Genomic DNA, 14,132 nt, shown 5'->3' on the forward strand with positions numbered 1-14,132 from the left:
AGTCCGCCAGGGAATGAATTCCCTGTCTAATAGCTAAAGTCGGTTAAAACCGACTGACATACAGTTAAAAAAGACACAATCTTCAGTCCTCTTCAGAGGACTTTAGCTATGAGCCAGGGGTTTTAACCCCTGGCGGACTGGCGGACTAACGGACTAACGGACTAATAGTATAACGGCCAAATATCTGTTAAAAATTACCCCGCCGCAGATAGCAAAAATCCAGTTTATTTGATAAACTAGATTCTCCAAACCTACCGCTATCTGCGGCTCTTTCATGTCCACCTAATAACACCCAACTCCAAAAAAAGAATAAACATTCCCACCTCCCATGCAATTAACTAATCCAACAAAAGAAATACAAATGACCCTTCCCGAATTCAAAAATGAAAAACTGCTGCGCCAAGCACTAACCCATCGTTCCTACGTCAACGAAAACCCCACATTCCGCGAAGAAGACAACGAACGCTTAGAATTTCTTGGCGATGCTTTGCTCACTTTTCTCAGCGGCGAATATCTCTATCAGCGTCATCCTGAAATGGGAGAAGACCAACTGACTCGCCGACGTTCTGCATTAGTAGATGAAAAACAATTAGCCAGATTTGCTACTGAAATCAATTTAGATTTAAAAATGCGGCTGGGAAAAGGAGCTTATCGAGAAGGTGGGATTACTAATCCCAATTTGCTCAGCAGCACTTTTGAAGCATTTATTGGCGCTTACTATCTCGATACGCAAGATATGGACAAAGTTAGCCAGTTTGTGTGGCAAATGTTTGATTCGGTTCCCGAAAATGTGGTCGAAACTCGATCGACTGTAGACTCGAAAAATCGCTTTCAGGAATGGGTACAAGCCAATGGTGACACGACTCCCCCCAAATACGTGACAGTCCAAGCAGGAGGCACACCCCACAAGCCGGAATTTCTCGCTAAAGTTTATGTTGCAGAGAAACTCTATGGAGAAGGTAAAGGCAAAAGCAAAAAAGATGCTGAGAAAAATGCGGCTGAAGATGCGCTAGCAAAGCTGAAAAAACGCGGACTGATCTAAACTTGAAAACATCGGTAAAAACTACTAGCTTTTTTGTGCGATTCGGGCGTTGGCGAAGCTCTCGAAGACGATCGCCCGAATTGATGGCCAGAGCACACAATGGGCTATAATCAGGACTTGTGCAAGTGTTACCTCCGTCGATCGAGGGTTGCAATGGCAGAAATTCGTTGACGAGTGCCCGATTGTCGATCGTAATTTTGGGAAATATCAGAGCAATTCATGTCTACTCAAAACCCGACTACCCTAACTGTTGAAGAAGCACAGCAAATCCTCAAAGATTTCACTTGTCTGGATATGCAATCTGTAGCCTTGCCGCTGGAAAAAAAGGCACTCCGTCAAGCGATTTTGCTGGTAGCAAGTTTGTCGGATTATCAAATGTTGGGAGTGTGCGCTTCTTCGACGGATGAGGGGTTTTTAGCTTTAGAAGCTTATTTAAAAGCTTTGGGATATCAAGCTGTTTTAGATCCCAATGCTGTCTCGACCTTTGCGGGTTCGGTTTATATTAAGTTCAATACTTTGAAGGGGTCGTATTATGTTGACGGCTATCCCGGAACTTACCGGGGCGTTTTGATTTCGTGTCAATCTTCCTCAGAAGATGGAGTTAGTGGAACTTACGGTCATTTACCTCTCGATTTATTTGTTGATTAATTTGTCAGTAGTCAGTAGTCCGTAGTCAGTAGTCATTAGTCATTAGTCATTAGTCAGTAGTCATTAGTCAGTAGTCAGTAGTCAGTAGTCATTAGTCAGTAGTCAGTAGTCAGTAGTCAGTCGATCGATTAAATTGAATCAAAAACCGACTGAAAGCATCCAGGATACAAGCCCCCGGATTCATCCGTGGGGTCAATGCTTCAATCTAAAATTTAAAATCTAAAATCTAAAATCGATTGACTGATGCACCTTACTAAGCTGTAGGGTGCGTCAGCCGATCGCCCCTCGATTCAGTCGAATCAAACAGCGACTGACGCACCTTACTAAGATTAACCCTTACCAAGGATCAATTCTGGCTCTGGTTCCGGTGCGGTTTCTTCCGGCGGCAATCCCAAAATATCGCTGTACAAGTGGACGTATTTCCGTGCCGAAATATCCCAGCTAAAATCTTCTCTCATGCCGCGCTGTTGCAGTTCTCTCCACTTATCTTTGTAGCGGAAACCTTCCCAAGTTCTGATCATGCAGGTGAACAAGTCGAGGGGTTCGTAGCGATCGAAACAGTAACCTGTACCGGTATTGTCGATCGGGTTGTTGTGGGAAACGGTATCGACTAAACCGCCGGTGCGACGAACCATTGGCACGCACCCGTAGCGGAGGGCGAGCATTTGGCTGATGCCGCAGGGCTCGAAACGGCTGGGCATCAGGAAGCTGTCGCAGCCTGCGTAAACGCGCCGGGAAAGGGCCTCGTTGTAAAGTAGTTGGGTGGACATCCTACCGGGATAGCGGGCTGTCATTTGCCAGAGTTGGGTTTCGTAGTAGCGATCGCCCGTTCCGAGTACAATAAATTGAGCGTCGGTATAGGCCATGAACAGATCGAGCATTTGAATTATCAAATCCAATCCCTTCTGTTCTACCAGCCTTGTCACCATCCCGATCAAAAAGGCATTTTTATTCACTTCCAAACCGACTTCTTCTTGCAGCGCAATTTTATTAGCGGGGCGCTTTTCAATAGTATCAACACTAAATTGTTGATGGAGGTACTTGTCAGTTGCTGGGTTGTAAGATTCTGTATCAATTCCGTTCAAAATGCCCGATACTTTACCGCCGATGTAAGACAGCAAACCTTCCAAAGTTTCCCCATAAGCTGGGGTTTTGATTTGCTCGGCGTAAGTCGGCGAAACTGTATTTACTCGATCGGCAAACTGTACTGCAGCAGCCATTGTATTGTGACCTTGCATATACCAAGGACACCAAGTCATCTGTTCCAAACGCCAGCGCCACGGCCCTTGATAAGCTAAATTGTGAATAGTAAAAACCGTGCTGATATCGGGGTCTTGGCTCATCCAAACAGGTATCATCCCCGTATGCCAGTCGTGACAGTGAATAATTTGGGGCTTCCAGTGATTCCAGGCAAATTCAGCCGCAGCATTGGCAAAGAAAGTGAACCTCCAATCTTCATCTACACCGCCGTAAACGCGACGCGGTAAGAAAGATGGATGTTGCAATAAGTATAAAGGTACATCGGTTCCCGGCAAAACAGTTTCAAACACCGAGAAGCTTTGGAACATGGCAGACCCATCCCAAACAGGTTTTTTGGGAACGTCCATTTTGTCTGGGACGAAACCGTAGTAGGGCATGAAGATGCGGACATCGTGGCCCATGCGCCGCAGAAATTTCGGCAAAGCGCCGACGACATCGCCCATACCGCCCACTTTGGCGAGGGGTGATGCTTCGGCGGATACAAATAAAATACGCATTATTTTTTTGTGTTCCTTGAGATTGTTACTCTAGATTAAGTTTAAATGGCGAGTGGCACAATATTAACGCGCCTTCCAAAAACAAGTATAAATCTGAGTTGCTGTAGCGATCGCACTTTACTCAAGAATGCGATCGCCCTTTTTCCATCCGCGTCGCTGTGCGGTGAAAAAAATAGCGATCGCCCCACCTTTTACTAGCCAAAAACTTATTTCTGATTGAGGCGTTGACAGGCTGTTGAAAAGGATTTACAATAATGATTAACAATAGAGAAAAAAACTCAAGTGTATCTATTAGTATATCTATTGTAGCTGTACGGTTGTGAATATCGACAGCATTTGACCTTAAAAACTACTGAATATCAAGTCACTGCGCCTAGTCTGTGACGAATGTGAGTTTCGCGGGGCTGGGGGAAGTGGCAAAGAACTTTGTATCTTTTTGCCACTTCCCCCAGCCTGTTGTTTTAGGAAACAAATTGTAATGTGAGGTAAAGTTGATGAAAAGTGAGATTAAACGACAATTTCTAACTGTCTTAGCGGGGGCGATCGCGATCGGCAGCCTAGCTTTGAGCGCTAAACCCAGCCAAAGCCAATCAGCGTCAGGCTTTATGTGTGACACATCCTCCGGTTCACCATCGACGGTTTACCAAAACCGCCAAGGGGTACGGGAGGTTTGGATTAACTGGGTTTCCGACTACTTCCGCGACTCTGGCTACGATCCCATGACGCGCTGCCGCGAAGTTAGCGGGCGCTTGGAAACCTTCCGCCAGAACAAACAGCTAAAGTTTGTGACAGTTGGCTACATGAACGGACAGCGAGTGATTTGCACCGCTAGTCAAGTCAACTCACGCTGCGACGGCTTGATTTATACACTCAAACCCGGTCAAGACGCGGTTCGCACATTGTATCAATTCATGGGGTTGCGCGAGGGGCAAGCGGGTGCGCCTGCGCTGTCTGAAAGCGATGCGATGCCTTACATTGACGCGCGCCCACGGTTAGGGGACGAAGGCGGCAACTCTGTAGCACCTCCTGCGCCGGCTAACAATCAGCCAGCACCGGCTAACAATCAGCCGGCACCTCAACAGCCCACTGGTGGTGGAATGCGGGAGCTTTAAGGTGAGCAATTTGCTACGCATCGTGGCAATTTGTGCGATCGCGGCGAGTCTTTTTCCAATAAGAATCGCCGCTCAACCGGTGATGGCGAATTATGGGGTTGCTGACAGTCAAAGTGCCAATATTGAGCGGTTGGCGAGGTTGATGACTGTGCGAATTTTAACACCGAATTCTTCTGGTTCCGGGGCGATCGTCCGGCGACAGGGGCAAGTTTATACGGTGCTGACAAGTTGGCACGTTGTGGCTTTCAGCCAGCAGCATACCATTATTGCGCCGGACGGTCAGAGGTATCGGCTTTTGAGAGCGCCGTTGCAGTTGGGAAATGCGGATCTGGCGATCGTCCAATTTCGCAGTTCCATTCAGTATCAAGTAACCCGAATTAGCACTGATTTATTAACAGTAGGAGCACCTGTATTTGCCGCAGGATTTCCCATGTATCGGGGAGGTAGTTCAACTACTACATTCGACCAAGGAATTCGGGCATTTCGGTTTACTCAAGGTGTTGTATCAGTGCTGCCGCCAAAATCACTCGCTCAAGGCTATCGTTTGGGTTACACAAACGATATTGCTGTCGGGATGAGTGGCGGGCCAATTTTTAACAGTCAGGGGTTATTAATTGGCATTAATGGGCGGGTAAAAAATCGCGATCCAGATTTTGGAGTGTATGCGTTTGAAGATGGAACAGAACCGTCAGGGACAATGTTAGAGCAAATGGTTAATTCTAGTTGGGGAATTCCAATTAGTACCTATTTGCGATTTATTTCGTCTTACAGTCGATCGGCGAATTACCCACTATCCGCCAGGGATTAAAATCCACGGGGCTTTTAGCTAAAGTCCTCTAAAGAGGACTGAATTTTTCAGTCACTCGGCGATTGAAATCGCTTCTACAAAAACGAAGTCCGCCTACGCGGACTAAGAAATAAATGGGATATTTAGTCCACTTAAGTGGACTTATGCTTTGAGACAGGGATTTCAATCCCTGTCGGATCGGCGAGAAAGTGCAAGATATTTAGTTTCACCTTATCAACGGAGTTAGTTTATGAATTTAGGTTTTAATCGGTCTAATTACATTCCCGGCATTCTAGCCGGAACGGCAGTGGTAGCAACAGTTTTAATCAGTCAGCCCGCAATGGCAAAAACGGCTAGAGAAGTAGCTCGAATTGCCGTTCCTACTACAGTACAAATTAATAATACTCTAGCTAGCGATAAAGGCGGTTCAGGGGTAATCATTGCTAAGAAAGGCAAGATTTACACGGTGTTGACGGCGAATCATGTGGTGATAAATCCTAATTCCGAGTACGTGATTGTTACTTCTAAGAAGAAAGAGCATAAAGTGACGGAAGTGAAAGGTTTTCAGAATAATGACAGCGGGCCGGATTTAGCAGTTGTGATGTTTGAGAGTGACGAGGAATATTCAGTTGCACCGATTAGTAATTCCGATGAAGCCGAAATCGGTTCAGGGGTTTATATTTCGGGGTATCCTTTGCCTGCGGGTGTGGGAAGTCAAGAACGGGAATATCAGTTTACGAATGGGCAAGTTACTAATGTGCGATCGAGTAACGATCAAGGATATACGATGCGTTACGACGCAGTGACGCGGCGGGGAATGAGTGGCGGGCCAGTTTTTGATGTTAGCGGCCGAGTGATTGGAATTCACGGACAGGGAGATACAGTTGGCCGAGTGCAAAATGAGGCTGGGGGAAGGCAAGAAGAAGTAAAAACGGGGTTTAATTCAGCGATTCCGATTAATACTTTTGTGGGGATGATGTCGCAGGTGGGGATGGAGAAATCTGCTTTGAAAGTGGATGAGAAACCTGCGGAAAATGCGGATGCGGAAGAGGTAAAACCAGGGGAAGCGCAGGGTTGGTTTGGAGATTTTGGTAAAGACATAGTTAAGGATGTGATTCAGAGGGGAATTCGGAGGATTTTGCCGTTTTAGGGCTTGAGGGCGATCGCTTTTATTGAGAGCGATCGCACTTCTGATTTACTTGAAGGTTCTGGACTTGTTTGGGTAATGTTAACTGCTCAATATGTGAGGTAAGTTATGGGCCTGATTCGATTTCGATTTATTAATTGGGGAATTTTTATTTTTGTTACAGTAGCAAGTACGTTGCCTTTTGCTGGCAATGGACAAGCACCGCCGTATCCTGAAGATCCAGGGCCTAATATTATCCGCCCTGAATTTGATAATCCTGATCGAAATTCAAACGTTCCATCGCCCTCGACATCTAATCCAAGGGTTAGTTGTCCTGTTACTGGCAAGTGGAAATTTACTTCACCTACAGATTTTGGATACAACCCTGAATCGGGATTTTTTGCTGGAGGACAACCTTATACTGCGATGGTAGAAATTACTGAGGATGGAGATAACCTCTCAATTTCTGGTTTTTATCAAAATAGCAGCGGTTTAGGTAAAGGACAGCGTTTGGGAGAGCAGATTACTAGCAGCATCCCTTTGCGATTTGGCAACGGACAATTAAGGGGTGATATTAGCGATCGCGGTTTCAAAATCAACGGTCAGATTGCCTTCTCAGATGGCAAGCCCGATCGCAGTAAAGTGACAATTCCCTTCACAATGGAGCGACAAGCGCCTTGGCCTCGCCTTCCTCCCAATTCTCAACTGGTTTGTGGTGGTTGGTAGTGCTTATGTACAAGATGTTTAAGATTTTCACGTCACTCTCAAGTTGGGTAGTTTTGTGGACAGCAGCCACAGGTTTAATTGTTAGCCACCAACCTATTGTGTTGGCTCAAGTGAGCGATCGCTTATCTCTTGAATTGCAACCGCCAGTTAATCAGCAAACTCGCCTAGAGGTCAGTCTCAGCCGTCGCCAAGTCACAGTGTACCGGGGTGCAGTTGAGGTTAAAAAATACCCGCTAGGTATTGGTCGTTCTGGATGGGAAACTCCGACGGGAACTTTTAGCGTTGTTCAGATGGTTCGCGACCCAATTTGGATGAACCCATTGACGGGTCAAATTGTCCCAGCCGGCGATCCGGCAAATCCGCTAGGTACTTACTGGATTGGGTTTTCTACTGAAGGTCGAATTTGGTATGGCTTTCACAGCACCAACCAGCCACAAACAGTGGGACAGGCTATTTCTCACGGCTGTTTGCGGATGTATAGCCAGGATGCAGAGGAATTATTTTCTCAGGTAAAGGTAGGCACTTTAGTCACTATTATTCAGTAGTCATTTGATTTTTAGTTGAGGTAAATTATGCGTCGTACTCGTCTTTTTGCTCTTGCTCTTGTCAGCTTTGTTGCTGTTTTAATAGGTGCTTTGTTTGCTCCGGGTACATTTGTCAATCGGGCTTTATCGACTGCACTTTGTACGGTTTTTAGTTTTAATTCTACTATTTGCACGGTGAATTTAGTTAATTCGTCCGATCAGGTGGTAGCGGCGACTCCGCCTGCTATGGAAAGGAATATTTCGGATTGGTTAGTGCAGCGAGTTCCGGGCGAGTTTGATGATGCACCGAGTGTGCCGGCTGGGAGTAATCCCCAAGCGCCGCCGTTTCCTCAAGATCCGGGGCCGAATCAGCCATTGCGTCCTGATTTTAATTCGGGAGGCAGCCCCCCTCCACCTCCGCCCGGTGGAGGTCCCCCTCCACCTCCGCTCGATAGAAGTCCCGCTTCGTTTCCGTCCCCTGATGTTAATCGAGCCATTGACTCAGCGACTAAAAATGCTACTGGCGAGGCGTTAGACCTTCTCACTGAAAAATGTGATTTTTCTTCTGTTGGTACAAGTCTAGATGATCAGAAATGCTTTGGGGCAACTGGAAATCAGTGCGAAGGGGGTATCATCGCAGACCCTTTTCATAAGCCCAGGTATAACAATGATACGTGTATGGTTGAAGCATATTCTACAAAGGGCAGTAGGGCGCATGACCAGTGTTGTGTGGAACATCCTAGAGGCTATGCGTGCGGTGGATTAGGAAATTGGAACCATACAGAAGATCCTAAGACTTCCGTGTGTAAGGCCTTTTTTGACCAAGCATGGGATAATTCCACACATAATACAGGTACGTGGAAGGAGTATGGCCCATACTACAACTTAACTGGAACTTGGACTGCGAAGATAGACCCTTTTTATACCGCTGATCGAGAACCAGGATGCCATCCTGGTTCAATAGGTGCACCTCTTTTACCTGGAGCGAATGAATTTACTATGGTTCAGTCAGGACGGAGTATCAGCATACCCGGTAATTTCGGTGGATGGTCAAGCACTACGGGTAGCAAGGGATATGGATCTGCCGCAGGTGGCACAGTATCAGACAACGTATTTACTCTCAGATCAACAGCAGCAGGTTTCACAAATGAACATACAGGAACTATTAGCAGTGTTAAAGATGGTCGTAATACAATAACTGGTCGAGTGGTTTGCAGCCATAGTTCTGGCTCAGCTAAGGCTGAAGGTTCTTTTACATTCACAAGGAAGAAATCCTGATGGATTAGTAGAATCTGTAGCGGCGGGTTCGCGATGAATTTTGCCACCCACTAATCACCTTAATAAACCCGCCCCCACCCAACCAGTAACCCCTCACAAATATCCCCTCTCAACCGTTAAATTCAATTAATTATTGATTTCTCGGTGGGGTGGAGGCGGGTTTACATAATTTGTCGATAGGTATCAAATATCACAGGCGAACCCGCCCCTAAAGGCTTTCCCAAAAAACAGGCGATCGCTGTGTCAATAGTAAAATTTACTTGGCTCGATCGCTCGTGCTATAGCAATCCTAAATCAGTCGCAAAATCGAGCGAAACCAGAATCCTTGCAGTGTGAGCATCTTGCTCGCGTATAATGCAAGCAAATCATTTAGGATTGCTATATAATCTAAAAATAATCTTTGTAATTACCAATTCAGGTCTTGCTAAAAATAATATATAATTTTTAGTCGCTCGTACTAATATTACAAAATTAAGTAAATGAAACTACCTAATGATACCATTATTGCTGAAGCAAAAATAACTCAATACTTGCTCAAGTTCTTAGTAGAAGATGATAAATCTTTATTTCTTGCACGAGCCAATTATACCCAAGACAACTGGCAACAACTAGAACAAGACTTAAGAGAACAAATTTTGCCTCTGGATGCAACACCAACCGAAGAAACGCGCTATGGTAATAAGTATGAAATTCGTGGCATATTAACTGGCCCTAACGGAAGAGGTCTGCCAGTAGTAACTATTTGGATGACTGAATTTCCATCCCAAAAAACCAAGTTTATTACCCTATATCCCTATAAGGAGGTATGAAAATGAAATTTCCCTTGTTTAAAAGAGTAGCATTACGAACCGATGTACCCAAGTACAAACTCTGTCGAGGAGATATTGCCACTATTGTTGAGCATCATCCGCACCCCGATGAGGATGGCTACAGTCTCGAAGTTTTTAATGCTTTAGGTGAAACTATAGCTGTAATTATCTTAGCTGAGTCGGAAATTGAACCGTTGATGTCTAATGAAGTTTTGCGTGTCAGGACTTTGACCGAGGCTGCATGAACATTCCTGGACGCACGGGCGGTCAGAAACCGGGTTTGTTACCAAATTTGCGATGTTCCAACGAAGTATTTTGGTAAAAAAACCCGGTTTTTTGGCTCTGACTCCCAAGTAATAGAAGTAGCACTGAAGTTATTGCTGAGTCTGGAACTAGAGTCGGCCTACCGAGAAGCATCTCTAGAAAATGACCCGGAGTGGGACGCGACAGTTGCAGATGGACTGACAGATGAAACGTGGTGAAATTTACTATATATCTGCGATCGAAAATAGCGAGATCTCTTTCGCAAAAAACAGGCAATCTTTCTTATCCCATCTGCGTTTATCTGCGGTAAAAAAAGTGCGATCGCCCTTATTTCGATCGAGGGCGATCGCCCGAATGACATATTACAGAAACTCCCGACTAATTCTGAGAATTGTCCTCAATAGTCTCCTCAAATCCCGCTAGAAAATCATCCAAAGCTTCAGAGGCGATCGCCAAATTAATACTGTCGGCATCTTCCAATCCCCAGGTATTCACACCAACCACTTGACCAGCCATATTAATCAACGGGCCGCCCGAATTTCCCGGATTAATCGCCGCATCAGTTTGCAACACCTTCACCTCAGCAACATCTTCTTCATCGTCGCCTTCTTCATATTCCTCTGGTTCGCGAATTGCACTCACAATACCTTGAGTTACAGTTGAAACAAACTGCCCCAAAGGATTGCCGACGGCAATTACTCTATCTCCCACTTTCACATCAAAAGACAACTCTAGGGGAGGATATTCTTGGGGAGAGTCCACTTGTTCCCCTGTGTTCGGGTCGAAGGTAAAATCGCTAATTAAGAGTAATGCTAAATCTTCTTCGGCATTACCAGTAAACACCACCTCTGCCAATCTCAATTTTCCGTCGTGAGTTTCGACTAAAACCTGTTCGAGTTCATCTTCATCATAGTAGTAATCTTGATCGGCAATATCTTCTACCACGTGATAGTTCGTGACAATTATGTCCGGCGATACAAAGAACCCGCTTCCTGAAGAAATCTCTTCTTCTGTATCCCAATCCATGACGTAAATTGAAACTAAGGACGGCAAAACTTGCTCGACTACATCCGAAAAACTTCCTGCTTGAGTTTTGAACTCTTTCAATTGCTTCTGCAAAGCTAGTTGGTCTGCTTGCATTTTGCTATAGAGTTGCTGAACCTTTTTCAATTCCAGCTTTAATTGAGTTTCTCTAGCGCTCATAGTGGGCTTTTACCTGAAATAAATTGCTGATTAATTTTGGATGTTTGATTGTAGATTTTGGATGGAGAGGTTAAGAATTATAGGACTTACGAAAAAAAACCGGTTTTTACCATAAATCTTGGGCTACACAGCGAGACTTACATCAGAAACCGGGTTGCTTAACACCCGTGCGGAGCGTCCTCAATTAGTCAGATATTTTTGAAATCTATCGCGCAAGTCCTACCTAAAATCCCATCAAAAATCTACAATCAGACTGCTACTCTACCTGTGAAAGCCGAAGCAAACCGCCTGTTATTTTTATTTTACAAAAGGCGATATATCGCGTCTAAAAGCATTGACAAAGAGATGCGGATCGGTTTTAGGAACCACGTTGAACTTGGACAAATATTTCCTCCAAAATTTCACTAGCTCCCTGTTGGCGCAAGCGGTGAGCGAGGTCAATTCCCAGCAGTTCAGCAGTCTCGGCGGCGCCGGAAACAGTGTCTTTGACGAAGCGCTGGCCGTCGAGACTCGATACCATTCCGGTTAAGGTTAATTGACCGTTTTCTATTTTAGTATTGACGCCAATTGGCACTTGACAGCCGCCTTCTAATTCCCGCAGAAATGCGCGTTCAGCATAACATCTTTGGGCGGTTTCCGAGTGTTCAAGAGCTTTAATCAGTGCCATGATTTCTGTGTCTCCGGCGCGGCATTCGATGCCCAAAGCACCTTGTCCGACGGCGTGAAGGGAGATTTCAGCAGGGATAATTTGGTGGATGCGATCGCCCATTCCCAATCTTTCGAGGCCGGCAACTGCTAAAATAATCGCGTCGTAACCGCCCTCATCTAATTTAGCGAGTCTAGTATTGAGATTGCCGCGAATATCTTTAAATTCAAAATGAGGGAAATGGTGTCGCAGTTGAGCTAGCCGCCGCAGGGAAGAAGTGCCGATTACTGAACCTTCTGGGAGGGTGTCGAGTTGCTTGTCTTTGTGCTTGGAGTGAACTACCAGGGCGTCAGCGGGATTTTCCCGTTCGGTGACGCATCCTAAAATTAAACCTTCGGGCAAATTGGTAGGCAAATCTTTGAGGGAATGAACGGCAAAGTCCGTTTCATTGTTAATCATCCCCGTTTCTAATTCTTTGGTGAAAAGTCCTTTATCGCCAATTTTAGCGAGGGCGACATCAAGAATTATGTCCCCTTGGGTGGACATGGTGTGGACTTCAAAAGTATGTTGCGGGAAGTGTTTCTGTAGCTGTTCTTGCACCCAGTGGGTTTGCACGAGAGCGAGTTGGCTTTTGCGGGAACCGATGCGAACGGTTCGGGAAGGGGCAGATGTGGTTGGGGACATAAGATCGATCGGAGGATAGCTTGAAATCAGCCAATATATTCACCTGATCTAGCGTACCGCAGGTGGGGACTTTAATTGCTGGTTGGGATAATTCGGGCGATAAAAGAGAAATACCAGATTTTGACCGCCTGTTTGAAAAAAGGATGCAACGGTAGGCAAGCTCCAAACCTTTACATAATAAGCCATTGCCAATCTAAAATCTAAAATCTAAAATCTAAAATGGTAGGACTGCCCGTAGCAGTGATTCCTGATGATGTTTCCCATCTAGCATTGGGCGTCGCTGGCACGGGGGCGATCGACATTCTGAAGCAAAGCCTGCGGGCGATGTAAGATTTACCTAGGGTCGAGCCGGATGAACCTGCTTGACATGAGGAGTTAGCTTAGCTGCTGCGAGAAAGAATTAGCTCAAAGGTTGCGAGATTTGGGGATAGAAATGTAGTTGCGAGGGGAAAAGGGCGATCGAAGTTGCGATCGTACTTCTAAAGCCACCAAATAGCTTACCATCAAAAGTGAATTTGTCAAATTACTAAAATCCTAAAACTATGAAAAGTGCTCTTGAAGTAGCTCGTTACTTTTTATGTCGTGTCGATCGAGAAGCAGGCGATACCATTTCTCCTCTGAAACTGCAAAAGCTCGTCTATTATGCACAAGCTTGGAGTTTAGTCTTTAGAAGCCAGCCGCTATTTGATCAAGATATTGAAGCTTGGGTTTCCGGCCCCATTGTCCGCGATGTTTGGGATGAGTACAAAGCTTACAAATATAGCGATATTCCTGCTCCCGATAATTTGGAATCAGAATTTGATGAAGATGAGATCGAGGTTCTCGAAGAAGTTTGGAATGCTTATGGAGAATTAAGTGCTAAACATCTTGCAGAATTGACGCAATCGGAGACACCTTGGCTCAACGCCCGCAAGGGATTAGAACCCGCCGAAACCTCAACTCAAATCATCTCCCACGAGGATATGAAATCCTGCTATGCACCTTTGGTGGAGGCGTAAGTGGGGAAAAAAAGTCAAATACCCAAGCCATCTCAAAAAAAGCAACAAAGTAGAATTCCAGAGCAAGCAACTCAGTTAAATCGACCAAGCAGTACAGATGATCAGCATCCTAGCTTCAGATTTACCTATGCAGATAAAAATCGTTGGCTTTTGTCTGACTGGACATCATCAGAAATCACTGACCTAATTGAAGGGCTAAAGAAAATTGAGAAATATACTTGGGGCCAAATCAAAGGTCACGGATCAAAAAAACGAGGTGAATCAGTGGGAACTGGTTATAAGTTGATTAACATTCATCCGACTTTGCCTGACAATATTCCTGAAGATGAGAGGTTATCCGAAATGCGAATTGATGAGAAAAAACGGATATTTGGGTTTCGCGTTCAGTCTGTTTACTACATCATTTGGTTTGACCGCGACCATTCTGTTTGTCCAGAATAAAGTTTATGAGGAGTGAAAAAGGTCGATTCCCTACCCTTCGGGAACCCCTGCGGGAAGATAGCTTCGCTCGCGCGTACCTTTTCCATT

16 protein-coding genes are annotated in these 14,132 nt (G+C 45.3%); 13 read left to right on the top strand and 3 right to left on the bottom strand.

Annotated elements, in window-relative coordinates; genetic code table 11:
- The first annotated feature begins 361 nt into the window (after positions 1-361).
- Positions 362-1,042: a ribonuclease III gene (rnc, locus tag QUB39_RS13550; protein WP_333246263.1), complete on the top strand. Its 681-nt coding sequence runs from the start codon at positions 362-364 to the stop codon at positions 1,040-1,042.
- A 219-nt stretch (positions 1,043-1,261) separates the two neighbouring features.
- Positions 1,262-1,690 carry a DUF1824 family protein gene (locus QUB39_RS13555; RefSeq protein ID WP_333259267.1) on the top strand — a complete coding sequence of 143 codons (429 nt, stop codon included), beginning with the start codon at positions 1,262-1,264 and terminating at the stop codon, positions 1,688-1,690.
- A 329-nt stretch (positions 1,691-2,019) separates the two neighbouring features.
- On the opposite strand, the gene glgA is transcribed toward QUB39_RS13555, so the two are convergent.
- A complete protein-coding gene (glgA, locus tag QUB39_RS13560) occupies positions 2,020-3,447 on the bottom strand; it encodes a glycogen synthase GlgA (protein ID WP_333259270.1) in 1,428 nt (475 codons plus the stop codon).
- A 45-nt stretch (positions 3,448-3,492) separates the two neighbouring features.
- Here glgA and QUB39_RS13565 point away from each other — a divergent pair, with 45 nt between their 5' ends.
- The 9 genes from QUB39_RS13565 (at position 3,493) to QUB39_RS13605 (ending at position 10,054) form a co-directional block, all read left to right on the top strand.
- Positions 3,493-3,645, top strand: coding sequence for a hypothetical protein (locus tag QUB39_RS13565; protein WP_190274397.1), 153 nt, complete (start codon positions 3,493-3,495; stop codon positions 3,643-3,645).
- Between the two features lie 296 nt (positions 3,646-3,941).
- A complete protein-coding gene (locus QUB39_RS13570) occupies positions 3,942-4,559 on the top strand; it encodes a COP23 domain-containing protein (RefSeq protein WP_015176452.1) in 618 nt (205 codons plus the stop codon).
- A gap of 1 nt (position 4,560) precedes the next feature.
- Entirely contained in the window at positions 4,561-5,367 is an 807-nt protein-coding gene (locus QUB39_RS13575; RefSeq protein ID WP_223300831.1) for a S1 family peptidase, read from the top strand.
- 229 nt (positions 5,368-5,596) lie between these two features.
- Complete coding sequence (locus QUB39_RS13580) at positions 5,597-6,496, top strand: serine protease (RefSeq protein WP_333485072.1); 900 nt, start codon at positions 5,597-5,599, stop codon at positions 6,494-6,496.
- A 105-nt stretch (positions 6,497-6,601) separates the two neighbouring features.
- Positions 6,602-7,198, top strand: coding sequence for a hypothetical protein (locus tag QUB39_RS13585; protein WP_333485073.1), 597 nt, complete (start codon positions 6,602-6,604; stop codon positions 7,196-7,198).
- Between the two features lie 5 nt (positions 7,199-7,203).
- Positions 7,204-7,743, top strand: a complete 540-nt coding sequence (locus QUB39_RS13590; protein ID WP_333485074.1) for a L,D-transpeptidase — start codon at positions 7,204-7,206, stop codon at positions 7,741-7,743.
- A 27-nt stretch (positions 7,744-7,770) separates the two neighbouring features.
- Positions 7,771-9,000, top strand: a complete 1,230-nt coding sequence (locus QUB39_RS13595; RefSeq protein ID WP_333485075.1) for a hypothetical protein — start codon at positions 7,771-7,773, stop codon at positions 8,998-9,000.
- A 479-nt stretch (positions 9,001-9,479) separates the two neighbouring features.
- The gene (locus QUB39_RS13600; RefSeq protein ID WP_333485076.1) at positions 9,480-9,809 is read left to right on the top strand and encodes a DUF6883 domain-containing protein; all 330 of its coding nucleotides are present in this window, start codon (positions 9,480-9,482) and stop codon (positions 9,807-9,809) included.
- Between the two features lie 2 nt (positions 9,810-9,811).
- Entirely contained in the window at positions 9,812-10,054 is a 243-nt protein-coding gene (locus QUB39_RS13605; RefSeq protein WP_333259285.1) for a DUF4926 domain-containing protein, read from the top strand.
- 397 nt (positions 10,055-10,451) lie between these two features.
- Here QUB39_RS13605 and QUB39_RS13610 read toward each other — a convergent pair whose 3' ends face one another.
- Both QUB39_RS13610 and hemC read right to left on the bottom strand, forming a co-directional pair.
- Complete coding sequence (locus QUB39_RS13610; protein WP_333485077.1) at positions 10,452-11,276, bottom strand: S1C family serine protease; 825 nt, start codon at positions 11,274-11,276, stop codon at positions 10,452-10,454.
- Between the two features lie 358 nt (positions 11,277-11,634).
- The gene (gene hemC / locus QUB39_RS13615; protein ID WP_333485078.1) at positions 11,635-12,606 is read right to left on the bottom strand and encodes a hydroxymethylbilane synthase; all 972 of its coding nucleotides are present in this window, start codon (positions 12,604-12,606) and stop codon (positions 11,635-11,637) included.
- Between the two features lie 542 nt (positions 12,607-13,148).
- Between hemC and QUB39_RS13620 the strand changes: the two genes are divergently transcribed.
- Complete coding sequence (locus QUB39_RS13620; protein WP_333055891.1) at positions 13,149-13,604, top strand: type II toxin-antitoxin system antitoxin SocA domain-containing protein; 456 nt, start codon at positions 13,149-13,151, stop codon at positions 13,602-13,604.
- Positions 13,605-14,045: an MAG6450 family protein gene (locus tag QUB39_RS13625; protein WP_333055892.1), complete on the top strand. Its 441-nt coding sequence runs from the start codon at positions 13,605-13,607 to the stop codon at positions 14,043-14,045.
- Positions 14,046-14,132 lie beyond the last annotated feature (87 nt).

Source organism: Microcoleus sp. AT8-B5, from assembly GCF_036705565.1.
Taxonomy (GTDB): Bacteria; Cyanobacteriota; Cyanobacteriia; order Cyanobacteriales; family Microcoleaceae; genus Microcoleus.

Excerpts from the sequence above, each read along its gene's own strand:
- rnc (WP_333246263.1), top strand. The coding sequence starts at position 362 with ATGACCCTTCCCGAATTCAAAAATGAAAAACTGCTGCGCCAAGCACTA.
- QUB39_RS13580 (WP_333485072.1), top strand. The coding sequence starts at position 5,597 with ATGAATTTAGGTTTTAATCGGTCTAATTACATTCCCGGCATTCTAGCC.
- QUB39_RS13565 (WP_190274397.1), top strand. The coding sequence starts at position 3,493 with ATGGCGAGTGGCACAATATTAACGCGCCTTCCAAAAACAAGTATAAAT.
- QUB39_RS13595 (WP_333485075.1), top strand. The coding sequence starts at position 7,771 with ATGCGTCGTACTCGTCTTTTTGCTCTTGCTCTTGTCAGCTTTGTTGCT.
- QUB39_RS13570 (WP_015176452.1), top strand. The coding sequence starts at position 3,942 with ATGAAAAGTGAGATTAAACGACAATTTCTAACTGTCTTAGCGGGGGCG.
- glgA (WP_333259270.1), bottom strand. The coding sequence starts at position 3,447 with ATGCGTATTTTATTTGTATCCGCCGAAGCATCACCCCTCGCCAAAGTG.
- QUB39_RS13555 (WP_333259267.1), top strand. The coding sequence starts at position 1,262 with ATGTCTACTCAAAACCCGACTACCCTAACTGTTGAAGAAGCACAGCAA.
- QUB39_RS13610 (WP_333485077.1), bottom strand. The coding sequence starts at position 11,276 with ATGAGCGCTAGAGAAACTCAATTAAAGCTGGAATTGAAAAAGGTTCAG.
- QUB39_RS13605 (WP_333259285.1), top strand. The coding sequence starts at position 9,812 with ATGAAATTTCCCTTGTTTAAAAGAGTAGCATTACGAACCGATGTACCC.
- QUB39_RS13585 (WP_333485073.1), top strand. The coding sequence starts at position 6,602 with ATGGGCCTGATTCGATTTCGATTTATTAATTGGGGAATTTTTATTTTT.
- hemC (WP_333485078.1), bottom strand. The coding sequence starts at position 12,606 with ATGTCCCCAACCACATCTGCCCCTTCCCGAACCGTTCGCATCGGTTCC.
- QUB39_RS13620 (WP_333055891.1), top strand. The coding sequence starts at position 13,149 with ATGAAAAGTGCTCTTGAAGTAGCTCGTTACTTTTTATGTCGTGTCGAT.
- QUB39_RS13600 (WP_333485076.1), top strand. The coding sequence starts at position 9,480 with ATGAAACTACCTAATGATACCATTATTGCTGAAGCAAAAATAACTCAA.
- QUB39_RS13590 (WP_333485074.1), top strand. The coding sequence starts at position 7,204 with ATGTACAAGATGTTTAAGATTTTCACGTCACTCTCAAGTTGGGTAGTT.